This window comes from Chitinimonas arctica (genome assembly GCF_007431345.1).
Taxonomy (GTDB): domain Bacteria; phylum Pseudomonadota; class Gammaproteobacteria; order Burkholderiales; family Chitinimonadaceae; genus Chitinimonas; species Chitinimonas arctica.
In genome coordinates, this window is sequence record NZ_CP041730.1 from 116428 (window position 1) to 140226 (window position 23799).

Consider the following 23799-nt stretch of genomic DNA (forward strand, 5'->3'; position numbering starts at 1 on the left):
CCCTATCGGTGGCGTCGTAATGCGCTTCCCGCAGCATTTCGATGGCAGCTTCGGTTTCGCGCAAGCGGCTGGTCTGCGATTCGAGGCCGGTCTGTGCCGCCGCGATATCGCCGCGGCATTGCGCTTCATCGCGCTCCGCATCCAGCTTGCGTTGCAAGGCCAGCAGATTCTGCTTTTCGGTCAGCTGGGACTTGTACTCATTGAAACGCGACGCGATGCCGGCCTGGGTTTCCAACTTCTCGAGCTGGCCGGTCAATTCCAGGCGGATATCGTCTACCCGCGCAAGATTCTCGCGCGTGTCGCCGATGCGGCTTTCGGTCTCCTTGCGGCGCTCCTTGTACTTGGAGATGCCGGCGGCCTCCTCCAGAAAGGCACGCAGCTCCTCCGGCCGGGCATCGATGATGCGCGAGATCATGCCCTGCTCGATCACCGCATAGCCCCGCGTACCGACACCGGTGCCGAGAAAAAGGTCGGCGATGTCCTTGCGTCTGCATTGCAGGTTATTAATGTGGTAGGACGACTCGCCCGTACGCGTCAGCACGCGCTTGATGGCAATCTCGGCGTATTGTGACCAGGCGCCGGCGGCGCGTCCTTCGGCATTGTCGAAAACCAGTTCCACCGACGCCCGGCTGACCGGCTTGCGGCCACTGGAACCGTTGAAGATCACATCCTGCATCGATTCGCCGCGCAGTTGCTTGGCCGACGACTCACCCAGCACCCAGCGCACCGCATCGATCACATTGGATTTGCCGCAGCCGTTGGGGCCGACCACCGCGACCAGTTGGCCGGGAACGGGGATAACGGTGGGATCGACGAAGCTCTTGAAACCGGCAAGTTTGACGTGGGTAAGGCGCACGGCGGCATTCTAAGGGATGGCGAAGGTCGGCGGATTGTAAACGATGTGAATGAATTATCATGGGCAAGACCATGCACACACTTCTCCTGCGTCTACTGCTACTGGCCACCCTCCTTCTGACCGCTTGCGGCGGAAAGCCGAAGATGGAGCGGCTGCCCGCCGAAGCCGGCGTGCTGGCCTTTGGGGATAGCCTGACTTACGGTACGGGTGCACCGGCGGAAAGCAGCTATCCGGCAATCTTGCAGGATCTGATCAAGCACAGGGTGGACAATGCCGGCGTTCCCGGCGATACCACGGCCGATGGCCTGGCCCGCCTGGAAAGCGCGCTGGACGAAGCCAAGCCTGCCCTCTTGATACTTTGCCTGGGCGGCAACGACTTTCTCAAACATCGGCCGGAAAGTGAAACGCGGGCGAATTTGCAGGCCATGCTGGAATTGGCCCAATCCCGCAAGTTGCCGGTGTTGCTGGTGGCCACGCCCAAGCCCGGTTATGGCCTGAACGTCCCGCCGCTGTATGAGCAGTTGGCAGAACAATACGGCGTCCCGCTGGAAGACGAGGCCTTGCTGGAAATCCTGGGCAGCAAGGCAATGAAGAGCGATCTGGTCCATCCCAATACCGCCGGTTACCAGGCCCTGGCCGAAGCGATCGCCGCCCGCCTGCGGGAGCTGGGCGCGCTCTGAACAGGCGCTGCAAACACGCGGAAGCGACTGTTCGCGTTGCCTGCACGCGCCTATCGGTAAAATACCAAGCGTCAAAATGCAACAATCTTTCTAAATAAGTCAAAGCTGCGAATATAGATTCGGAGTAATTTCCTTTTTGGATTATTGGATTTAAATTAAATACCCAATTTAATCTTTTATTTTTTGAAGAGGACTTTCTATGCGCTGCTTTGTTCAGCCAGGTTGGGTAGCATATATATCCGCCTCCCTGCTATTCCTATCGCAAGCGAGTTTCGCGAGTAATCTTGTCGATACCGATAAACTCTCCCCGCAAACACGCGCCATTCCTTTTATGCGCAAGGCGGTCGAAATCGGTAGTGCCAGCAATAGCTTCGAACTCAAGCCTTCCACCACCGTCGTGTACCTGGATCCCGCTGAACAAGCCATTGCCCAGGTGCTGGTGGAGGATATTCGCAGCAAGACCGGCTTGACGCTCGCCACCGCCCAACGCGCCGACTGCCCGTCCGACGCAATCTGTCTGATCGTGCAATCACGCACCGGACCGCCGCCTACCGGCATCAATGTCGACGGCTACCTGCTGAATATCGACAACGGCGTAAAGATCCAGGCGCCGCACGCCAATGGCGCATTTAACGCTACACGGACCTTGCTGCAGCTATTGCAGGACCAAAACGGCCATTTCAAGGCGCCATCGATGCAAATCCGCGATTGGCCCACCGTGCGGGAGCGTATTCTTACGCTGGATGTGGCCCGGCAGTTCTATCCGCTGGAGGATCTAAAGAATTTGATACGCCAGATGGCGTATTACAAAATGAACTATTTCCACATCCATTTCACCGATGCGCAGGCTTTTCGCCTGAATAGTCCGCGCTACCCCGGCCTCGCGCCCAGTGTGGAAAGCTACAGCAGGGATGACATAAAGGAACTGGAAGCATTCGCCCGGAAATATCATGTTTCCATCATCCCGGAAATCGACCTGCCCGGGCACGCCACCGCGCTCGGCAACTACTACGCACGCAGCTATGGCGCCCAGGGCAAGACGATCAATTTCACCTGCCCCAGCATGGCAAGCTACACCATAGGCGGGGTGATCTACCCACGCTGGACGATAGACGTGACCAAGCCGGAAGCCGTCGCGTTCGTAAAGCAGGTGGTGGGCGAGTTCGCGCCTTGGTTCGAGGGCAAGTACTTCCATATCGGCGGCGACGAATACCCCAATCAGCAACTGATGAGCCAGTGCGGACAATTGGTGAATGCCTGCCTTGATCCGCAGGGCCGCATCCGGCCTGCCTGCCAGGGCCGGCCCGACCAGCCGGCGATGGTCCCCGGCGGACTCTTCGTGGATTTTATGAATGACATGAATCGGTTCGTGCGCGGGCTAGGCAAGACCACCCGCATCTGGACAGGGTGGGACGCAGTCTCGCTGAATGCCAAATACTCCATGTCGCCACGGGATCCCGATCGCGACATCGTGATCGATTCCTGGCTGCTCAACGATCCACAACTATTGGTGAACAAAGGTTTTCATGTGGCCAACCATGCCTATACGATGACCTATCTCACGCCCGGCTTTGCCCAGGAGGAGTGGGATTTCCCGCCGCCGGAGAATTATCTGCTGAATAGCTGGCAACCCAACGTCTTTTCCCGGACCGACAACCACAAGCTCGATCCCGATGAGGAGAAGTTCCTCGGTGCTTCCTTCAATATCTGGAACGACGGCATGACGGACAAGCCGACCGACTATGTCCTGACGCTGGCCGCCAGGCCTCTGGCCTTGATCGCCAACGCCGCCTGGACGGGGGGTAAGACCCAATCCATGGGGCTGGACCAGTTTGTCGCGATCATGGAAAAAACCGGGCCGGCTCCGGCAAGCATTACGCAACGCCCGCCACAGGTGACGACATGGCAAGCGCCGGTCGGATTCAATGGCTATGCGCCGCTGGGCCAGTCCGTCAGCGATATTCCGGTGCCGTGGAGCGCCACTTTCTGTATCAAGCGCAACCAGGGCGCCAATGACGCGACACAGTTCCTGCTCAACTCCAGCCTGACTTCGCTGAATATCTTCCGGGATGGCGAGCGGCAGGTCTTTGGCATGACCACCGGGACAGCCAACGGATCCACGCCGGATACCCCCGTCGGCAGGTTTTCCTTCCCTTACGATGTAGCGGATGGCTGGCAAGCGGTCACCTTGATAGGAACGCCCTCCGGTACGTCGCTGTGGGACAGCCACGGCAAGATCCAGGCGAGCAATCTCAACGTGATGTCTTTGCCCGTGGCGCAAATCGGCAAGCCCACCCATCCGCTTCAGCACGGTATTCGCTACCTCCGCTGGGTCAATCGTGCCCTTTCCCCGGCAGGCATTGCCGAGGCAAGCCTGCCCTGCGGACAGTGAGACCCTGTGCGCCTATTTACGTAGAAACGCCACTGCTTCGCGCACCACCGCCGCATCCCGCAAGATGCGGCGGTGACCCAACCCTTCCGTCAGCAGCAGCCGGGCGCCCTGCCAGGCTTCGGCCAGCTTCGCTCCCGTGCTGCTCGGTACTTCCCTGTCGTTACGGTCATGCAGGATCAAAGCGGGCAGGTCCAGCCGTCCGGCCAGGCTGATCGCATTGAGCTCCTGCCAGAGAATGCCGAAGCGGGTTTCCATGCGCTGCTGCACCCCGGCCAGTACTGCCTTGTCCAGATTCAGGAGCCGTCCAATATAGCGGGCATACGCAGCCACATCGGCACTGGGGGAAATCAATACGACCTTTTCCACCGCCAGCTTGTGGCTGGCCAAGGCGTAAACGGTCGCGGCGCCACCCAGTGAATGGGCCAGGACCGCCGTCACAGGGCCTTCGTTGCGAATCACCCGCGTCAGGGCATGGGCAAAGTGCAGTACGGAAGCCTGATTTCCGTGGCTGGCGCCATGGCCTGGCGCATCGATTCCCACCACCTGGTAGCCGGCAGCCGTGAGCGGGGCAATGAATTCATGGAATTGGGTTGCCCGGCCTCCCCAGCCGTGCAGCATCACGACCTTGCCGTGGCGGGCTTCGCCCCAGCGATAGATGCGCATGGGCTTGCCATCCCATTCCGAAATGGGCAAACCGGCAGTGTATAGCTCGCTCCGTTCCGCCCTGTCCCGCCAGGCTTGCTCGACTCTGGGCCAGTCGTGGCGCGGCGGGCGCAGGAATAGCCGTTCCGCCCATGCCGCAGCCAAACCCGGAGCAAAGCTCGCCAGCGTGCCCAAACAGGCGCGTAGCGACGTCAGCGCCACTATATTACGAACGTTCGTGCTTTTAACGGTCAAAACTGGGCTGTTCATGTTGCTCTCCCGCTAAGTGTCATGGATGGGTAGGGTTACGCCGTGGAGGGGCGCTGATCAAACGCTCCAATCCGGCCTGGGCGGCCCGAAAGTAGCGATCGTCATTCAAAAGGCGAGCGTGGTGATGGGTAGACAGAATCAATCCGAACAGCTCGAAGGCGAATTGCTCGGTATCGGTATCGGCAGGCAGTTCGGTAGCCTCGATTGCATAAGACACCGTGCGTTGCAGCCCTTCCAGCCAGCCTAGCTGTTGCTTGGCAAGGTAGTCGCGCACCAGCCCCGGCCGGTCGTCAAACTCGCTGGCAGCCGCCAGCATCAAACAGCCACCCGGTTGCGGGCGGGCGGCCGACCAGCTTAGCCAGCGTGAAAACAATTCGCGCAGGCGGGCCAAGCCACGGGGCGTCTGGAAAGCCACCCTTGAAACGGACTCGTCAAAACGGCCTTGCGCAGCGCGCAATACCGCCAATTGCAGTTCTTCCTTCGAGCCAAAGTGGGCGAATACACCGCTTTTGGACATCTGCGCCCGCTCGGCCAGTTCGCCTATCGTCAGTGCCGCCAGGCCAAACTCGCGCGCCAATGCGATTCCGGCATCGAGAATGGCTTCACGGGTGGCTTCGCCCTTGCTGAGGGTACGGGACATGGCAATCGGCATGGCAGGATAATGGCCACTTTATAGCACGACCGTTCGTTTTATTTCAAGCAAAATCGCGACAAATTAGTCAATAAGCCGCGGCATATAGGCTTTACTTGGCATAAAGCCCCGTGGATGGCTTATATCAATGGTAGTGCTGTCCGCCTGTCGGGAAGGGTGGACGGGTTTCCGGAGGTACTATATGGCGCGAAGTTTCTTGCCCAGACCATTCGCATCTCTCACCCAGCTGTCGCTTGCGCTCGGCTTTGTCGGTCTGTCCCAGGCCGGTTCGCTCGACGAACTTCAATTGCAATCCGGACTAGGACAATTTCTCGAGGCGCGCGTCAGGATCGGCGCGAATAGCGGGGAATCGATCGCTGCGGATTGCCTCTCCGCCAGCCTACGCGATAGCGAAGGAGCCAACGCGCGGCGCTTGTACATCGAATTTACCCCTGACCGCAGCGGCGGCTGGGCCAGGTTGGCCGGCGACGCAATCCTGAATGAACCGGTGCTGACCTTGTCGGTACGCCTGCATTGTGTCGATGGCTCCGATATCAAGCGCGATTACACGCTGCTGCTGGACCCCCCGATCAACACAGTCAGAACGCCAGCGGCCACGCTCCCTCAGGCAGATAGAACGGCCCGCCAGCTATCGCCGGAAGCCGGCGACATAGCGGGTGAAACCGTGAGCAGCCAGGCGGGAGACAGCCTGTACGGCATGGCCAGGGAGCGCTTTCCCGATCGCCCGGATGCGCGCCGTCAATTTATCGCGGGCATGCGCGCGCTGAATCCCGACTTGCCGGCCGATGGCGAGGCCCGCCTGCCGCCGGCAACCACCTTGTCCTTGCCGCTTGCCCAGCCGGCGCCATCCGACGGCCTGAACGGGCGCGGCCGGAGTTGGACCGTGCAGCCCGGCGAATCATTCTATGCCATCGTCCGCCGTCTCTATCCAGACCAGCCCGCCGAAAAAAAAGCCCTGGTGATAGCGATGCGCAAGCTCAATCCACAGTTGCCGCGCAATGGTGAAAAACCGCTGCCGCCCGGCATGCAATTGCAGCTGCCCGAGAAGCTTACCGCTGTACCCACCATGCCCAGCGCGCAAGCCGCCACCTCGGCCGGCAAGGCCATTGCCCCGGTCACCGACCGTTTGCAGATTTCCGCCGAACCGGCGGCCAAGGGTACGCCGGCCAATCCGCAAGATGCGATACACGAGCGCGAACGGCTGCTGCTGGACCAGGCAGCCGAGCAATTGGCCATGCTGCACGAAGCGCGGAATCGCATCGAGAAGCTGGATAAGCGGCTGAATTGGCTGGTCGAGCAACTGGGCAGGCGTGACGCGGAACGCAGCCAGGCCTTGAAGCCGACCACGGACTGGGGCGGACTGGCGGTCGGCGCAACGGCCGGCGCCGGGCTGGCGGCGCTACTGGCGCTTCTACTGCACGGCAATAGCAGCCGTCGCCGCAATCAGGCCAATAGCGCCGGCGCCAAGCTGGCCGCTTCGCTGGGCGAGGACAGGGAAACCCAGCTGTGGAAGGGCTTGGAACCCAAGGAAACGGCGCCACCGCCTAGCCGGCCTATTCCCCCGCCGCGTTACGATTCCCCGGTGCAGGAGCCGCAGGCATCGGATATGGATGTGTTCATTCTGAATAGCGCCGCCAGCGAGGCGGCGGTGTTGGCGGCGAATGGTCAGTACGACCGCGCCATCATCATGCTGCAGGACGAAATCGAAGCTTATCCGACCAGCCTGGTGAACTGGATGCAGCTACTGGAATTGCTATACGGCAATCGCGATGTCGATCGCTATATCGAAGTAGCCAGCCGATTCAAAACAAGCTTTGCCAGCGAAGCCTTATGGAACAAGGTCCGGCGCATGGGCATCGAGCTGGCGCCGAATGAAGCCCTGTTCAAGCAGGAACAGTCCGCTTCAATCCGGGAATCGGAAAACGAGCCGGAACATAGCCTCAATGACATCCTGGATGCCGGCATAGCCCGCCGGCCCCCATCCCGGAGGAACCGATCAAAATGGCGCCGCTGGTCTTCGAGCTGGAGCGATCGCATACCGCCATCGGCGAACCGCAGGTCCTGGACATCATCGAGGTTCCCCCGATACGGGAGCCAGGCGCGGGCAAGTCTCCCAGCGGCAAGCCGCTCGGCAATCTCGAACGCGCTCGCCAGCTGATCGCCACCGGAGAACGCGAAGCGGGCGCCACCTTGTTGGAACATATCCTGATGCAAGGCAGCCAGGAAGAAAAACTGGCGGCTGCCGATATGCTGGTCAGGCTGACTTCACCATCATAGCGCCGCGCTATACCCCCGACGCTTCCGCCTCGCGCTCCGACTCGCTCTGTTGCAAAGCCCACATCCGCGCATAACCACCGCCGCCGGCCAACAGTTCACGGTGATTGCCGCGCTCCACCACCCTGCCCTGTTCCATCACCAGTATCTCGTCGGCATCGACGATCGTGGACAGCCGATGGGCGATGACCAGGGTGGTCCGATTGGCCGATATGGCGGCCAGCTCGGCCTGGATGGCGCGTTCGGTGCGGGAATCCAGCGCCGAGGTCGCTTCATCGAAAATCAGGATGGGGGGATTCTTGAGCAGGGTGCGGGCAATGGCAACGCGCTGTTTTTCGCCACCGGATAGCTTCAGTCCGCGCTCGCCCACCGGCGTTTCCCAGCCCTCCGGCAGGCTCTCGATAAATGCCAGGATATGGGCGGAACGGGCTGCTTCGATGATTTCCGCCCGGCTGGCATCGGGTCGTCCGTAAGCGATGTTGTAGTAGATCGTATCGTTGAACAGGACGGTATCCTGCGGCACGATGCCGATATGGGCGCGCAAGCTGGCCTGGCTCAGCTGGCGCACATCCCGGCCATTGATACTGATCCGGCCGGCGCCCACATCGTAGAAACGGAAAAGCAGCCGCGACAGCGTGCTTTTGCCGGCGCCGGAACTACCCACCACGGCCACGGTATGCCCGGCGGGAATACAAAAATCCACTTGCTGCAAAATGCTTCGATTGCCTTCGTAACCGAAATCAACCGCTTCGAAGCGAACTTCCGCCGCGGAGGTGGCCAGGGTCACCGCCTCATCCGCGTCCTTTACCTCGGCATGTTCGTTCAGCAAGCTGAACATCTTCTCCATATCGGTCAATGCCTGCTTGATCTCGCGGTAGGCCATGCCCAGAAAATTCAGCGGTGCGTAGAGCTGGATCAGGAAAGCATTGACGGCCACCAGGTCGCCCAAGGTCATCTTGCCGTTGACCACGCCGTCGGCGGCCAGCCAAACCAAGCCGGTGACTCCGACAGCAATGATGGCGCTCTGGCCGCTATTGAGGATGCCGATGGAAATCTCGTTGCGGATGGCGGCTTTTTCCCACCGTCCCAGCGATTCATCGTAGCGGTCGGCTTCGTAGCGCTCGTTGCCGAAGTACTTCACCGTCTCATAGTTAAGCAGCGAATCGACGGCCTTTACATTCGCCTTGGAGTCGAGCTCGTTCATGGCGCGGCGCGTCTTGGTCCGCCACTCGGTGACGGCGATGGTGAAGCCGGCATAGACCACGATGGTGGCAAGGGTGACGGCGGCGAAGCGCCAGTCGTACAGCACCATCAGGATGCCGGCCACCAGGGCGATTTCCAGTAAGGTCGGCAGGATATTGAACAGCATGAAACTCAGCAGGGATCCGATCCCGCGGGTGCCCCGCTCGATATCGCGCGTCACCCCGCCCGTCTGGCGGTTCAGATGGAAACGCAGGCTAAGCCGATGCAGATGCTCGAAGGTCTCCAGCGCCGCCTGCCGCATGGCGCCTTGCGCGACTTTGGCGAATACCGCGTCGCGCAACTCGCCGAACACCGTGGAGCTTAAACGCAACAGTCCATAGCCGAGGATCATGCCCAAGGGCACCGCCAGCATCGCGTTGCCGCTAAGGCTCAGATGATCGACCACATTCTTGAGCAGGAGCGGCACCGACACATTGGCCAGCTTTGCCGCCGCCAGGCAGGCCAATGCCGCCAGGACCCGGCCCTTGTAACGCCAAAGATAGGGAAAGAGCGTAAGCAGGGTCTGCCAATCGCTGCCGGGAAGGCGAGCCGATTGGCCGATAGACGGGTCTTTCGGGGGGGGTGCTTGCATCAAGGGCATTCTGCGGAAGAAGGTATCCCGCTATGATGACGCCTTAGTCACGGATATCAAGCCCGCCCATGGAATGGTTCTTAATCGAAGCAGGTGTCGCCGGCCTATTGCTGGTCTTCATCATCTGGTGGACACTACCGAAAAAACGTCGTGATGAGGATGAGGATCCTTCCTAGCATCTGACTCGAATTCGGCCACCTGGCCGCGGTCGGCTTGATGGCCGCCGCGATCGTGGCGCGATGGGACAGCTTGCCGGGCCGTCGTCTTCTCCAGGGCTGGCCATCATGATCCGTCCGTTCGCGCCGTCGCAGTCCCCGCGTTTGCCGCTGTGGTTCCGCATCGGCGGCCTGCTGGCCCTGGTGATCCTGTTTGTCGTCGGGCTGCTGGCCTTTCTCAATTACGCCAATTTCCGGAAGACGGTCCAGGGCCTGCACGAGGCCCGCTACCTGGTATTGGGCAAGGACTTGCGCCAGAGTGTGGAGGCCGGCCTTTCGCTGGGGCTGACCCCTGCCCAGAATGCCCGGCTACCTCTGCTGTTCAATGAATTGAAAGACAGTTGGCCGGCTATCCGCTATGCGGGCGTGATCGATACCGAAGCGCGCGCCCTGCTAGGCACCGGGCCGGTCGATAGCAGCCACCAAGGCAGTTGGCGCGAGCGGATCGCCACGGGTCCGGCGGATGGCATCTGGCATTGGCGGGCGGAGCATGAGTCGGCGGTCGGCCTGACCCTGGCGGACAATTTCGGGGGCAAGGCGGGCGCGGTGCTGATCGTCTATGACGACCGCGAGGTATTGCTCGTCGCCGGTCGCATGGCGGAACAATTGTTCTGGCGCGCATTGGCGGTGATCCTGGTCGCCGCCTTGCTGGCCTGGTGGGGCGCATGGCGTTTGACCCGCTCCCTGGCGGCGGAGCTGGATGCCGCCGAAGCGGTTCTGGCCGGCTCATCCTTGCCGCCCGACACCCGTCCACTGGTGCGCGAAACCCAACTATTCATGGATGCGGCCGCACAGGCGGAAGCAAAGATGGCGGAGTCCGCACCATGACGACCGCCCGCAGCGCGACCGAGCAACTGCAAAGCCGTTTGGCCCTGCTGGCGACCAGCCTGCTGATCGCTGCGGCCTTGGCCTTGACCCTTCTCGCAGCGCCCCCGCTCACCGCGGCGGTCGAGCCGGAAATGGCCGGCAGCGTGCAAGTGGCGGGCGATTCCATCGCCAAACTACTGCAACGCGCCGACCGGCTGGGCCTACCCTTCGACCGGCTTAACGGTGTCGCAGCCTCTTTGGACGATGCCCGCCGGGACAATCCGGATATCGTCTACCTGGTGGTGGCCGATAGCCAAGGCAAGCCCCTGTACGGTAGCGGCGATGCCTTCCGCACCCCTGGCGCCAACGATACGGCCCTGCGCAAACGTTGGGCCGAGCAGCTTGCCGGCAGCGCGACCATCGGTCCCTGGCTGGACACCAGCCTGCTGATCCAGGATGCGCGGGGCGTGCGACCCTTGGGCACCCTGCATATAGGACAGCGCGCGGCCACGGTGGAAGCCCAGCTACGCGAACTGGGCTTCGATCTGCTGACGGTGTTGGTGGTGGCCTGCTTGACGGCGCTGGAGCTGCTGCGCTTTGTGATGGCGGCCATGGTGGGTTCGCCTTCGGCCGCCTTGGCCCAAGGCTGGCAAGCCGCCGGCCAGGGCGATTTCTCTCGCTATCTGCCCAGCGACTATTTTGGCGGAATAGGACGGCTGAATGCCGGCTACAACGCCGTGATAGCCGGGCTCAACCAGCGCGCCCAGCGTTTGCGCGAACAACTGGGCGAACGGTTCGAGCACAGTCTGGCCGGCCTACGGTTCCACGCGGGCGGCGAGCGTCCCACCCTGTTCTCCGGCGCGGTGGACTTCATGCGCTGGCCGTTCTTCCTGTTGATCTTCGCCGACTCGCTCTCGCTGTCGTTCTTTCCCCTCTTCGTCGAAAGTTTCTATTCCCCCGCCTACGGTATCTCGCGGCAATTGACCCTGGGGCTGCCGATTTCGATCTTTATGTTCGCCTGGGCCATGGCCATGCCCTGGGCTGGGCTCTGGTGCGACAGCCTCGGCTATCGGCGGGCCTTCGCCATCGGCGCCGGCATCACCACGGTGGGCCTGCTGCTGACCGCCATGTCGCAGACCCTGATCGATCTGCTGCTCTGGCGCTCGCTGACGGCGATAGGCTACGGCTTGGTATTCGTCACCGCCCAGACCTATATCGCCAGCCACACACCGGCCGCCCGCGCCACGCGTGGCATGGCGATGTTCCTGGCCACTTTCTTCGCCGGCTCGCTGTCCGGCGCCGCGATCGGCGGGATTTTGGCCGACCGGCTCGGGCATCGCCCCACCTTATTGCTATCGGCCTGCCTGGGTCTATTGGCCGCCGTGTTCGTGTTGCGCTTCCTGGCCAGGAAGCGGCCCGGCGGCACGGTACGCAAGTCGCTCAGCTGGCGCGACATCCGGCTGCTGCTGGCCCATCGCCCCTTCCTGATCATTACCCTGCTGGCTGCCATCCCTTCCAAGGTCGCCCTCACCGGTTTCCTTTACTACACAGCACCGCTCTACCTGCAAGCGCTGGGCAATAGCCAGTCCGCCGTTGGCCGGGTGATGATGGCCTACGGGCTTGCCATCATTGCGTTTTCACCGCTGGTGGCCCACTTGGCCGACAAGCTGGGGCGGCATGGCTGGTTTGTCAGCATCGGTGGTTTTGCCGCTGCCGGCGCCATGTTCGCCATCCATTTCCTCGACGGCACGCTGGGCGTGGCCTTGGCCATCCTGCTGCTGGGCATGGCCCATGCGATAGGCGTCTCGCCGCAACTGGCACTGATCGCCCAGCACTGCAAGGACGCCGTCGCCGAGGTGGGGCAAGCCACCGCGACCGGGATATTCCGGCTTATCGAGCGGCTGGGCAATGTACTCGGCCCGCTGATTGCCGGCACCCTGATCGCCAGCTACGACTTCAAAGGCGCTTTCTACGGCATAGGTCTTTTGACCCTTTGCACCAGCATGTTGTTTACCCTGGCCTTTCTCTGGCTAGGCCGTGAGCAAGCGGACCCGGCGGAGGTGGCGCCATGAAGCGGCGTACCTTATTGCAAGCCGGCCTGGGCCTGGCGCTCGGCAGCACGCTGACGGCCGGCGCGGACGCAAGCAGGCGCAAGCGCGTCATGCTGCTGCTCTACCGCGGCCTGACCGCGGCGGAGCAGGGTTTCATGGATTATCTGCGGGCACGCCTGGAGGTGGAATTTATCGTGCGCGATGCCGGCAGCGACAAATCGCGGCTGGCCGGCATGGTGGAAGAAGCCCGCCAGCTGCGGCCCGATCTGATCTACACCTTCGGCACCAGCGTGACCGTGGCCACCGTGGGAACCTTCAGCGGCCGCGATCCCAAGCTGCATATCAGCGATATCCCGGTGGTGTTCAATATTGTCGCCGATCCGGTCGGCGCGGGATTGGCGCCGGATACCCAGTCCAGCCTGCGCAATCTCACCGGGGTAAGCCACCTGGCGCCGCCGGCCGCCCAGTGGCAAGCGCTACGGCGCTTCGGCAGTCCACGCAAATTGGCGATACTTTACAGTCCGAACGAGAAGAACGCCGTGCTGGCCGCAGCCAGGCTGGCCACCCTGGCCCGCCAGGACGGCGGACAAGTACAGGCCGAGGCCATCGCTACCGCGGCCGGCCAGGCACCCGACCCGGCAAGCCTGCAAGCCTCCCTGGCGCGGCTGCTGGCCAGCCAGCCCGATTGGCTCTATCTGCCGTCCGATTCCTTTCTGATCGCCAACGCCGCCGCCGTGGTACAGCAGGCCCATCAGGCCGGCGTGGCGGTGTTTGCCGCAACCGAAGAACCGGTACGCCAGGCCGGCGCCCTGGCTGGCCTGGTCAGCCCCTATTACGCCGCCGGCCAGTTTGCCGCCCACAAGGCCGCGCAGATTCTCAACGGCAAGAAAAAAGCGGCAGAATTGCCGCTCGATACCCTGGCCCGCTTTACCTATTTGATCCATATCGGCAGCGCGCGCGTGCTGCGGCGCTATCCTCCTTTAGGACTACTGCGCTACGCGGAGATTGTCGGTAGCTGATCTTCAGCTCATATGCCGGCGCAAATATTCATTCTGTTCCTGCAGGTCGCGCGCCAGCTGTACGGCGATCATATATTGCAGTTGATGGCATACCGGCGGGGCGGATTGGAACAAGGTCCGAAAGCCCTCGCGCGTCAGGGCGGCGATCTTGACCGGACCGTGCGCCACGCAGGTAGCCGCTGCCGGCATATCGTCAACCAGCGACAAGAGTCCGAAGATTTCGCCGTCGCGCAGATCGCGCACCTCGTAGTCGGTCTCGTTGGGCCTATCCCGCCGAATGATGCCGACCGAGCCTTCCAGGATGATGAACATCGCCCCGTCACGGCCGCCTTGATGGATAAAGACAAAGCCGTCCGGGCAATCCTCCACATCCAGTTCGGCGATCAACGCATTGAGGTATTGGTCGTGATACGACTCGAAGGCCGGCAGATTATGTAAAAAGGCTTTCAGTTCCATCTCAGCGGTCCCCCTGCTTGCCGATGGCTGCCGCGGATATCCGCAAGCGCATGGCCAGCAAGTCGATCAGATTCGAAAGCAGCGCATTGGCAATATGGTCGTTGTCGCGTATCAGCCGATCGAAGTCCTGATAATGCAATTTGAGGGCGCGGCAAGCGCTGAGGGTGGTGACGGTGGCACTGCCCAGCATGCTGCCCGACAGTACCGATACCTCGCCCAGCCATTGACCGGGTCCGGCATTGCCCAGCACGAAATTGCGCTCCCCCTCCACCAGGGTGATGGACAGCTCGCCGGTCAATATCAGGAATAGCGACTCCACCGGCATACGGTCACGAAACAGCATACGCCCGGGGGCCAACTCGACCGGCTTGCAGGCATCCAGAAAGGTCTGCGTATTGACCGGACCCAGCTGCGCGGCCAAGTCGGGGAAGGCCGTTTGAAATGAAATGCGCATGATTTATGCCACCATCGCCATATGGATAGGGAGTAGGCCAGCGGATAAGGTATAGCCTTGTTCCAGGCACTACGCCAGTCGGACAGAAGAAAGGCGCGAACCCGATACGGCGTGGCCTCCCCCGCAAGGTGGCGCCATGCAAACAACCCTAAGGAACAAGTGTATGCGGCGTGCCAGGCGGCTCAAGCCGCCGTCATCGCATTCGCCGAGAAAGAGTCGCGAACATGGAGGGTATAGTCCGCTCTTTCCCGGAGAGGTTCCAAAAGCTGGTTTTTATTCACTTTGCCTTCGGGCAGGGCGAACCAGATATCATCTTCCCACCAGCGCATCGTCTGCTGGTGGTCATCCATGCGCACCTTATCCATCAACAATAGCACTTGCCCTTTCCGTTTCGCCTCTTGCTCGAACTGCTTGATTTTTTGCGAATTGGTCACGCCGTAGCTGAAATTGGCACTACTCCGGTTGCTTTGCGGACCTTTAGGCACAGCCACGGGCACGCCCTTGCTTGTTCTCAGATTACCCTCGCCCGTCCGGAACTTAAAACCCGATAGCTGGCTACATATGCGCAGTGGAATCAATTTGATACCTGCCTTATTCGGCAAATTGGCAAATTCAACGATGACGGGCTTGTCGGCCACGTAAATCTTTAAATAGAGCTTCTTCGTACTGACCGCCGCATGTTTATCCCCGGCCGGTTGCTCTTCATTGAATCGATCCAGGGTAAGCTGCACGGCGCCTACATTCTCGGCCAGTGCGCCATGGATCTTGTCCAGCAACTGCTGCGCCAGGCAGCATGCCTGGCTGGATTCGTCGATCCCGCAGGATTGAAAAAGCGACTTCAAATCATAAAACTCCGCCACCCGCTCCCTTATCCAATCATGTTTTTTCGCGAGCTCTGTTACAAAAACAGGCTCTTGCACCAGGGAACAGCAAAAGAGCCTTCGCATTTCCACCATCCACCCTTCCACGGTCGCATCGTATTGCGCCTGTTTGACATCGATATTCTGCAAGGATTGAAACAAGGTAGCGACGCGTTTCACCGTAAGTGCCGGTGCTATTGGTGCATGTAAATTCAAGGCATTAAGTGATTCCATTTGCATGCTTCCTCTAAAATGGAGAGACAAACCCAAAACAGGGAACGATTCAAAGTCTCCCGGCGGAACTGAACCATGCCCAGTGCAGTTCAATGCCAAGCAAAAATGCTTTCGAATTCACCATAGAAGCTATTGTTTTTCGCAAGATGAATAAGCCCTCGCAGGCTCAAGCCCCGCGCCAGCCCAGCAAAACCAACGCTTTTGCACTACACAGTAAGGTGTCTTTGCGCAGCGTGAAGACCGAACCCATGGCACGCAGCCGGAAGTACCGATGAAAGCTCCTACTCGCCTGCTCCATCCCACGACTTGGCCGATTTCCGCCAAGCTGGCGGTCTTGCTGCTGTTATTCGCCCTGTTGCCCTTGCTGGCCGCCAGCAGTTATGCCTTGCGCGGCAGTCTCGCCAGCATGGAAGCGACCGAGAAGCGCAATCTGGAGCAGTTGGCGGCCAGCTTGGCCGGCCGGCTCGACCAGTTGATCATGGATACCCAGCACTTCCTCGTCTACACCTCGGTACACGAGGCCGTGACCAAGTTGATGGCGAACCCCAGCCCGGCCAACCGGGCGGTGGTGGAAATGGAGCTGGGCAAGATTGCCAGTGCCAACAACGATATCGAACTCCTGATGGTGTTGGATGGCAAAGGGACAGTGCTGGTCGCCGACAAGGCCCAGTTCAATGGCCAGGACTTCCATTTTCGCGATTACTTCAAGCAGGCCATCGGCGGTAGCTTGTATATCTCGGATATCGAAGTGGGCGCGGTCACCCGCCAGCCGGGGGTATTTTTCTCGGCGCCCATCCCGGACGCCGAGGGCAAGACCCGTGGCGTGGCGGTCCTGAAACTGCGCGGCGAGGCCGTGATCGATATCCTGCAAAGCGTGCGGGCCAGCGGCAGCCGCTATGCCTTTATCGCCAACCGCGAAGGCATCCTGGTCTACCACCCCGACCCGGCCTTGCTCTACAGGAGTCTTTCCACCCTGCCGCCACCGGTGGCGAAGCGCATCGTGCAGGAACGGCAATTCATGCTGGACCGCATCGACAGCCTGAACATGACCGAGCTGGCCCACGCCATGGTTCCGGCCGATGAGCCGGGCAGCGTCGTCTTTCGCTCACCATTGAGCGGCGAAATGGAAATCGCCGGCTTCGCGCCGGCCCGCCATCGCTGGGTGGTGGGCGTCAATGAGCCCGAGGCCGTCTTCACCGCACCGCTGGACCGCTTGTCGCGCCATGTGGCACTGGGCGTGCTGGCCATCGCCGTGCTTTGCCTGCTGGCAGCCTTGCTGCTCTCGCGACTGGTGATGCGGCCGGTGCACTCGCTGTCGCACGCCGCCCAGGCCATGCGAACCGGCGACTACCCGAACGCCCGCGCCCTGCCCTATTGGCAGGATGAAATGGGCGCGCTCGCCAATACCTTCAACGATATGGTCAAAAGCGTGCAGGAGCGCGAACGGGAACGCGATATCTTCGGCCGGGTCGTGTCGCCCGAGGTCAGGGAGAAATTGCTGTCGGGCGAGGTCAAGCTGGGTGGCGAGAGCCTGAAGGTCACCGTGCTGTTTTCCGATATTCGCGATTTCTCGACCATTTCCGAACAGATGACGCCCGAGCAGGTGGTGAGCTTCCTCAATGAATACCTGTCGGAGATGGCCGAGGCGGTCAAACCCTGGGGCGGCTACATCAATAATTTTATCGGCGATGCCATCGTGGTGATCTTCGGCGCACCCATTGCCGCGCCGGGCCGCGAATGGGCGGCCGTGGCGGCCGCGATGGAGATGCGCGATCGGCTCGGCACGCTCAACGACCTGCGCGAGCTGCGCGGCGAGCGCAGGCTGGAAAGCGGTATCGGCATCAGTACCGGCGAAGTGGTGGCCGGCCAGGTCGGTTCGATGGACCGCTTCCTCTATACCGTCATCGGCGATGCGGTCAATGTCGCCGCCAGGCTGGAGGCGCTGACCAAGGATCTGCAACGCGCCATCCTGATCAACCCCAGTACCTTCGAAGGCATACGCAACCGGCCGGAAGCGCGCGTCGAAGGCATGGGCCGGCATATATTGAAGGGCCGCCGCGAAGCGATTGAAGTCTATGCCGTTACCCGTGCGAGTTAGATTCCCCACCCCCCAAAATTTACCGTTTTCCGTCGCGGCCCCAACTATGCTTTAGCGTCATCTGCTCAGCCGGGTATCGTCTTGAAGCACCTACTCCTGCCTAGTCTTGCCGTCCTCGCTGCGCTGCCGGCGGCGACCGCCGAGCTGCCGCCCACGCCGGGTAGCGTCGAGCAATCCTTAAGGCGGCCGGAGGCGCCGTCCCGCCCGGCCACCGAGCTGCTGTTCCGGCGCGAAGACGGCGGTAGCGAACATGACCCCAACGACCGGCGCTTCCGGGTCAACGCCTTCGACTTCCATGGCAACACCGCCTTTGCCGGCTTCCGCCTCAAGCGCGTGATGGAGCGCTTCGTGGATAGGGAATTGAACCTCTACGACCTGGGCCGTGCCGCCGACGCCGTCACCGAGTTCTACCAGCGTATGGGCTACCCCTTGGCACGGGCGCTGGTGCCCGCGCAGCGGGTCGTTGACGGACGGGTGCGCATCGATGTGGTGGAAGGCGTGCTCGGCGAAATCAAGGTGGCGGGCAAGCATGGCTATCGCGGCGATACCCTGTTGCAGCGGGGTGGCAGCTTGGCGCCGGGCGCACCCATCCTGCAGGCTCCCCTGGAACAGAAGCTGCTGATCCTGAACGATCAGCCGGGCCTGAAAGCCCGTGCGACGCTGGTGCCGGGCAAGCAATACGGCAGCACCGACCTGCTGCTGCAGGTCGAGGAGAAGCGCCTGAGCCTGGATGTGGCGGTGACCAATGCCGCCCGTGAAAATATCGGCCAGACCCGGCTGGACCTGAACAGCGCCTGGAATAATCCACTGGGCATCGGTGACCAGCTGAGCCTGCGCGGCATCGTCAGTGAACGGAGGCTGCTCAAATACGGCAAACTGGCCTACAGCCTGCCGCTGGGCGACGACGGCAGCCGCCTCAGCCTCAGCCACGCGCGTATCGCCTACCACGTGGCCGGCGCACTGAGCGAGCTGGAACTCGCCGGCCGGGTGAAGACCTCGGAACTGAGTTATACCCTGCCCATGCTGCGTTCGCGCCAGCACGACCGCAGCGTGGGCATCAGCGCCAACTATCGCGAATTGCGGCAAACCAGCCTGGGTACCGAGCTGGCGAAAAACCACCTGGCCACCCTCAGCGCACATTGGAACGAACGCTGGCAGGACGACGCCGGCACCAATTGGAGCACCCGCGTCAGTATTTCCGGCAACGGCCATTCCACCCGTACCAGCGATCGCGCCTACACCGCTGCGCAGCTCCAGTGCCAGGCCGATGCGAGCCTATGCGTACCACTGCCCCCGCTGCGCCAGGATGCCGAGCGATTTCGGCTGGAAGCCACCCTCCAGGCCAGCGCCGCCATCACCAGCCGCTGGGACGCGCATATCAAGGCCCAGCTGGTACACAGCCGCGAGCGGCTACCCGATAGCGACAAGTTCGACCTGGGCGGACCGGATAGCGTACGCGCCTATCGGCCATCGGAACTGCGTGGCGACAGCGGCAACAGCCTGACCGTGGAACTGCGGCATCCCATGGTCTTGCTGAACCGCGCGGCGCAGGCGAGCGTGTTCATCGACTATGGCCGCGTGATCAACAAGCAGGGTGGGCTGCGCAACGGCGACGGCGAGATCGGCGGCGCCGGTGTCGGACTGACGGTCTACCCTAGCGGCAATAGCACGGTTAAAGTGGAATACGCGCGCCCCTTTACCAACGAGCGCAGCGATGACGGCAAACGTGGCCGGCTGTGGTTCAACTTGAGCGCGAGTTTCTGATGGTCTCCGCCATCCCCTTCCGTCCCTCCCTGATGGCCATCGCCTGTGCGATGGCCTTGTCCGTGCGGGCGGAACTGCCCCGTGACCCCACCGTGGTGGCCGGCCAGGTGGCGATCGAACAGCAAGGCGCGCTGGTCCGGCAGTTTTCCGACAAGGCCATTATCGATTGGCGCCAATTCAATATCGGCGCCGATCAATTGATGCGCTTTTTGCAGCCGGGCAGCCGGTCCATCATCCTCAACCGTGTGACCGGTAACGATCCCTCCAGCATCCTCGGCCAATTGCAGGCCAATGGCCGCGTGTTCCTGGTCAATCCCAACGGCGTCTATTTCGGCGCCAATGCCCGCGTCGACGTCGGCGCCTTGCTGGCCACCAGCTACGCAATCCGAAACGAGGATTTCCTGGCCGGCCGCTATCGCTTCCTTGCCGCCGGCCAGGCCGGCCAGGTCCGCAATGACGGCAGGCTGCGCGCGGCGGATGGCGGCTTTGTCGCCCTGGCCGGCAGCCGGGTGGCGAACCATGGCCTGGTGGAAGCCAGATTGGGCAGCGTGCTGCTGGCCTCCGGCCAGGCGCTGGAACTGGATCTGGCCGGCGATGGCCTGATCGGCTATGTGCTGGACCCCGCGGTGGCCGGCTCGCTGGTCGGCGTGGACAACGCCGGCAGCATCCTGGCCGACGGCGGCCGGGTGGTCTTGGCGGCCAGCGCCGCGCGCGCCGTGGCCGGCAGCGCGGTCAATCACAGTGGCCTGATCCGTGCTGCCGGCGTGGCGGAACGCAACGGTGTCATCGAATTGCTTGCGCAAGACGGTGAGGTGAACGTCAGCGGCGCAGTGCATGCCGATAGCGCCCAAGGCAGCGGCGGCCGGGTAGCACTATACGGACGGCAAGTGGGCGTGGCCGGCAGCGCCGCCTTGTCGGCGGATGGCCGCGATGGCGGTGGCACGCTATTGATTGGCGGCGATTGGCAAGGTAGCGGCCCCGTTACCGCGCAGCACACCACGGTGGCCGCCGGGGCCCGCTTCAGCGCCGATGCGCTGGAACGGGGACAGGGTGGCAAAGTCGTGGTCTGGGCCGATGGCCGGACCGAGTTCGCCGGTTCCATCAGCGCCCGCGGCGGGCGCCGGGCGGGCGATGGCGGCCAGGTCGAGGTGTCTGGCAAGCATGCCCTGCGCTACGACGGCAAGGTGGATACCCGCGCCGATGCGGGCCTTACCGGACAGCTGCTGATCGATCCGGCCACCTTGACCGTGGTGGACGCCGCCACCGCCGGTACCGATGAAATCACCCGCGCCTCGCTCGAAGCGATCGTGGCCACCAGCAATGTCAGCCTGGTGGCCGATGGCCTGATCACCATCAACAATATGGCCGGCAACCTGATCAACCTGAAGCAAACCGGCGGCAATAGCGTCACCATGCAATCGACCGCCTCGGGCGGTATCAAGTTTCTCGACGTCAATGACGAGATCCGCACCGCCGGCGGCAGCATCACCTTGCAGGCACTGGGCAGCGGTTCGCTCCAGCTGGGTAAGCTGACGTCCAACGGCGGCGCCATCAATCTCAAATCGGCCGCCAACGCCCTGCTGGGCAACGATGTGCGGGCGACCGGCGGCAGCATTACGCTGGATATGGGCAACGGGGTGGCGCAGTCCACCGCCAAGGGCCTGTACACCACCAATGGCTTGTTATTGAAAGGCAGCGGCTATTTCAAGCTGCTCAGTTACAACGACAACGGCAATTTCTACCAATCCTTCAACCAGATAGGCAACCTGGCCGCCAGCCTCAGCGGCGGCTCGGTCCAGTTTTCCCACAATGGCGCCTTCACGGTCGGCAGCGTGGCCGGCGTCAATGGCATCCAGACCAGCGGTGCATCGGTCCAGATCTACAACAACAACGGCTTGACCCTGAGCCAGGACTTCAATGTCGGCGGCGGGTCCATCTTCATGCTCGCCGGCAGCAATGGCGTCAACCAGACCGGCGGCAGCGTGATTGCCGATGGGCTGATCCTGAGCGGCGCGGGTACCTTTACGCTGAACCAGGCCAATAACGATCTCAATGTCCTCACCGCCTCGGTGACCGGCGCGGTCACCTTCCGCGACAAGGACAATCTGGCGGTCGGCAATGTCTGGGGCTGGAGCAAGGGCATCAGTACCGGCGGCAACAACCTGACCCTGACCACCGGCGCGCCCATCGCCACGCCCGATTACAACAAGACCCAGGGCGACGCGGCCAATCCGGCCAGCCTGAAGATCGACGAGAATATCAATGTCGGCAGCGGCCTGGTGCGGCTGAACCTGGATGCCGGCGGCGTCCTGCAGCGCAACGAAGCCAATGTGTCGGACGGCTCCATTACCGCCGGTTCGCTGCTGGTCAGCGACGGCAGCAGCACGAGCAAGGTCAACCAGGTCAGCCTGTCCAACGGCTATAACGCCATCAACACGCTGGCGGCCCGCCTGAACGGTTCTTTTTTCTATACCGGCGCGGGTAACAACCAGACAACCGTCACGATAGGCAGCGTCGGCGGTGTAAGCGGAATCCGCACCACCTCCAATACCATTATCGCGGCGGCCACCACCAATCCGGACAAACCCGCCACCTACAACCCGAACGATGTCGCCCTCTCGATAGGCGGCAATCTCAATATCGACAGCGCCATCGAAGCACTGCGGGAAAGCGGCGGGACCAGGTACACCGGCTCGGTAACGGTAGGGATAGGCGGCGACTACACCGCCAGGACGGCCGGCGGTATCGTGATCAAGGCCAATTCGCTGGGCGTATTGGGCGAGGTCGGCCAGGGCACCTTCAATATCAAGAGCTTTGTCGAGACCCTGGTCGCCGGCGGCGGCAAGAACACGGTGATCGACAACAGCAGCTATACCGGCCTGCTGGCCGCCGCCGCCATCGGCGCGGTCAGCGATGCCATCGACGTGGATGTACCGGCCGCACCTGGCTCCAGCGGCAGCAGCTCGGCCGGCTCGGGCTCCCCGCCCATCGGCAGCGGCGGCAGCGCCGGCGGCGGTACCACGCAAACCTTGTCGGTCACCGAAATCAACAAACCGGTCGGCAACTTCTATCTGACCACCGGCGACGATCTGCGCATCGTCAAATTGAACAGCCAGGGCGACAATCTCTTTCTGCGCGCCAACAATGTCGATGTCGTGCTGGATGCGGCCACCAAGGACGGCGCCCGCATCATCCTGCAGCCCTACGGCCTGAATCGCAGCGTCAAGATCCAGAAGGACGACCCGGCCAGCCCCTTCAACGTCAACCCCGCCATCAGCGACCCGGACCTGCGCTATGTGTCGGGCTATACCACCGACACCACCTACAGCTGGGAAACCCTGCTGAAGTTCAGCAACCTGACGTCCACCTTCTATATCGGCTCCCTGCCCTACGTGATTACCGATGCCACCGCGGTCGCCGTGGGCGGCACCCATTTCACCGGCAATATCCGCATCGGCCAGAATGGCGCGGCCGATCTGTCCTACCGCAGCCTGTCGGCGCAGACCGATGGCGATATCACCACCGATGCGGTCGGACCGCTCTACAACCTGCGCTTGCTGGGCCGCAATCTGCTGGTGAACGGCTTTTCCACCTTCGGCGACAAGATCCATTTTATTTCGGACAGCCTGGCGATGAATGGCGCCGACAGCCAGTACATCAGCGCCGACAATGTCAAGGTCACGCTGCGCAACCTGGGCGACCAGACCATCTGGGTGGGACCGCGTCCCGGCAATGCCGCCTTCGGCAACGAAACCGAGTACACCGAAGCGGTCCTGCGCAAGTTCAACGACAAGGCCACCCTGATCATCAGCGGTACCGACGATATGCCCTTCGGCAGCTCGCCTACCCGTTACTCGCAGGTCTACACCGATATCCACGTCGCCAACAGCGGCAGCTTCGGCCTGGGCAATCGCAAGCTGGTATTGGACACCCCCAATTCCATCACGGTGCACAACACGCCCCCGTCATTACCAGCAAGGGCAAGACCGGCAAGGCCGGCGGCTTATGGACGGGCTGCGATAACGGCGTCAGCAATTGCGGCGAAACCAATCCGCCGATAGAGAGCACGCCGGACGGCGGCGACAACAGCGACAGCGACGGAGATGGCGGCGGCGGCGGCGATACCGACACCGGTCCGACCACGGGACCCGGCAACGGCAACGGCGGCAATCCCGGCGCCGACCCTGGCCCTACCCCGGTCACCCCCGGCACACCGGACGACGATACCGGCACGGTCGATG

The 23799-nt window shown here is 62.1% G+C and carries 15 protein-coding genes and 1 pseudogene; 9 read left to right on the plus strand and 7 right to left on the minus strand.

Features of this window, described 5'->3' with window-relative positions:
• Nucleotides 1-160: 160 nt before the first annotated feature.
• A pseudogene (locus FNU76_RS24255) lies at nucleotides 161-856 on the minus strand (chromosome segregation SMC family protein); the annotation flags it as partial.
• Nucleotides 857-927: 71 nt separating this feature from the next.
• Here FNU76_RS24255 and FNU76_RS00645 point away from each other — a divergent pair.
• Both FNU76_RS00645 and FNU76_RS00650 read left to right on the plus strand, forming a co-directional pair.
• Entirely contained in the window at nucleotides 928-1536 is a 609-nt protein-coding gene (locus FNU76_RS00645; RefSeq protein ID WP_143855897.1) for an arylesterase, read from the plus strand.
• Between the two features lie 331 nt (nucleotides 1537-1867).
• Entirely contained in the window at nucleotides 1868-3928 is a 2061-nt protein-coding gene (locus tag FNU76_RS00650; protein ID WP_179958288.1) for a family 20 glycosylhydrolase, read from the plus strand.
• 12 nt (nucleotides 3929-3940) lie between these two features.
• On the opposite strand, the gene FNU76_RS00655 is transcribed toward FNU76_RS00650, so the two are convergent.
• Both FNU76_RS00655 and FNU76_RS00660 read right to left on the minus strand, forming a co-directional pair.
• Entirely contained in the window at nucleotides 3941-4840 is a 900-nt protein-coding gene (locus FNU76_RS00655; RefSeq protein WP_143855899.1) for an alpha/beta hydrolase, read from the minus strand.
• 19 nt (nucleotides 4841-4859) lie between these two features.
• A complete protein-coding gene (locus FNU76_RS00660; RefSeq protein ID WP_143855900.1) occupies nucleotides 4860-5480 on the minus strand; it encodes a TetR/AcrR family transcriptional regulator in 621 nt (206 codons plus the stop codon).
• A 208-nt stretch (nucleotides 5481-5688) separates the two neighbouring features.
• Between FNU76_RS00660 and FNU76_RS00665 the strand changes: the two genes are divergently transcribed.
• Complete coding sequence (locus tag FNU76_RS00665; RefSeq protein ID WP_143855901.1) at nucleotides 5689-7650, plus strand: type IV pilus assembly protein FimV; 1962 nt, start codon at nucleotides 5689-5691, stop codon at nucleotides 7648-7650.
• 126 nt (nucleotides 7651-7776) lie between these two features.
• Here FNU76_RS00665 and FNU76_RS00670 read toward each other — a convergent pair whose 3' ends face one another.
• Nucleotides 7777-9600, minus strand: coding sequence for an ABCB family ABC transporter ATP-binding protein/permease (locus FNU76_RS00670; protein ID WP_179958289.1), 1824 nt, complete (start codon nucleotides 9598-9600; stop codon nucleotides 7777-7779).
• A 284-nt stretch (nucleotides 9601-9884) separates the two neighbouring features.
• On the opposite strand from FNU76_RS00670, the gene FNU76_RS24000 reads away from it, so the two are divergent.
• The 3 genes from FNU76_RS24000 to FNU76_RS00680 are packed head-to-tail and all read left to right on the plus strand — an operon-like array spanning nucleotide 9885 to nucleotide 13692.
• Complete coding sequence (locus tag FNU76_RS24000) at nucleotides 9885-10643, plus strand: hypothetical protein (RefSeq protein WP_179958290.1); 759 nt, start codon at nucleotides 9885-9887, stop codon at nucleotides 10641-10643.
• Nucleotides 10640-12694 (plus strand): MFS transporter, encoded by a 2055-nt coding sequence (locus FNU76_RS00675; RefSeq protein WP_179958291.1) that lies wholly within the window; start codon nucleotides 10640-10642, stop codon nucleotides 12692-12694. Before FNU76_RS24000 ends, FNU76_RS00675 begins: the two co-directional genes overlap by 4 nt.
• Nucleotides 12691-13692 (plus strand): ABC transporter substrate-binding protein, encoded by a 1002-nt coding sequence (locus FNU76_RS00680; RefSeq protein ID WP_143855904.1) that lies wholly within the window; start codon nucleotides 12691-12693, stop codon nucleotides 13690-13692. The genes FNU76_RS00675 and FNU76_RS00680 overlap by 4 nt, the downstream gene beginning before the upstream one ends.
• 3 nt (nucleotides 13693-13695) lie before the next feature.
• Here the strand turns inward: FNU76_RS00680 and FNU76_RS00685 are convergent, their stop codons facing one another.
• The 3 genes from FNU76_RS00685 to FNU76_RS00695 all read right to left on the minus strand — a co-directional run bounded on the left by FNU76_RS00685 (nucleotide 13696) and on the right by FNU76_RS00695 (nucleotide 15696).
• Entirely contained in the window at nucleotides 13696-14148 is a 453-nt protein-coding gene (locus tag FNU76_RS00685; protein WP_143855905.1) for a Crp/Fnr family transcriptional regulator, read from the minus strand.
• 1 nt (nucleotide 14149) lies between these two features.
• Entirely contained in the window at nucleotides 14150-14602 is a 453-nt protein-coding gene (locus FNU76_RS00690; RefSeq protein WP_143855906.1) for a Crp/Fnr family transcriptional regulator, read from the minus strand.
• Nucleotides 14603-14784: 182 nt separating this feature from the next.
• Nucleotides 14785-15696: a hypothetical protein gene (locus FNU76_RS00695; RefSeq protein ID WP_143855907.1), complete on the minus strand. Its 912-nt coding sequence runs from the start codon at nucleotides 15694-15696 to the stop codon at nucleotides 14785-14787.
• Between the two features lie 271 nt (nucleotides 15697-15967).
• Here FNU76_RS00695 and FNU76_RS00700 point away from each other — a divergent pair, with 271 nt between their 5' ends.
• The 3 genes from FNU76_RS00700 to FNU76_RS00710 all read left to right on the plus strand — a co-directional run bounded on the left by FNU76_RS00700 (nucleotide 15968) and on the right by FNU76_RS00710 (nucleotide 23619).
• Nucleotides 15968-17794, plus strand: coding sequence for an adenylate/guanylate cyclase domain-containing protein (locus FNU76_RS00700; RefSeq protein ID WP_143855908.1), 1827 nt, complete (start codon nucleotides 15968-15970; stop codon nucleotides 17792-17794).
• A gap of 81 nt (nucleotides 17795-17875) precedes the next feature.
• The gene (locus FNU76_RS00705; RefSeq protein ID WP_143855909.1) at nucleotides 17876-19558 is read left to right on the plus strand and encodes a ShlB/FhaC/HecB family hemolysin secretion/activation protein; all 1683 of its coding nucleotides are present in this window, start codon (nucleotides 17876-17878) and stop codon (nucleotides 19556-19558) included.
• Nucleotides 19558-23619 carry a two-partner secretion domain-containing protein gene (locus FNU76_RS00710; protein WP_143855910.1) on the plus strand — a complete coding sequence of 1354 codons (4062 nt, stop codon included), beginning with the start codon at nucleotides 19558-19560 and terminating at the stop codon, nucleotides 23617-23619. The genes FNU76_RS00705 and FNU76_RS00710 overlap by 1 nt, the downstream gene beginning before the upstream one ends.
• Nucleotides 23620-23799: the final 180 nt, after the last annotated feature.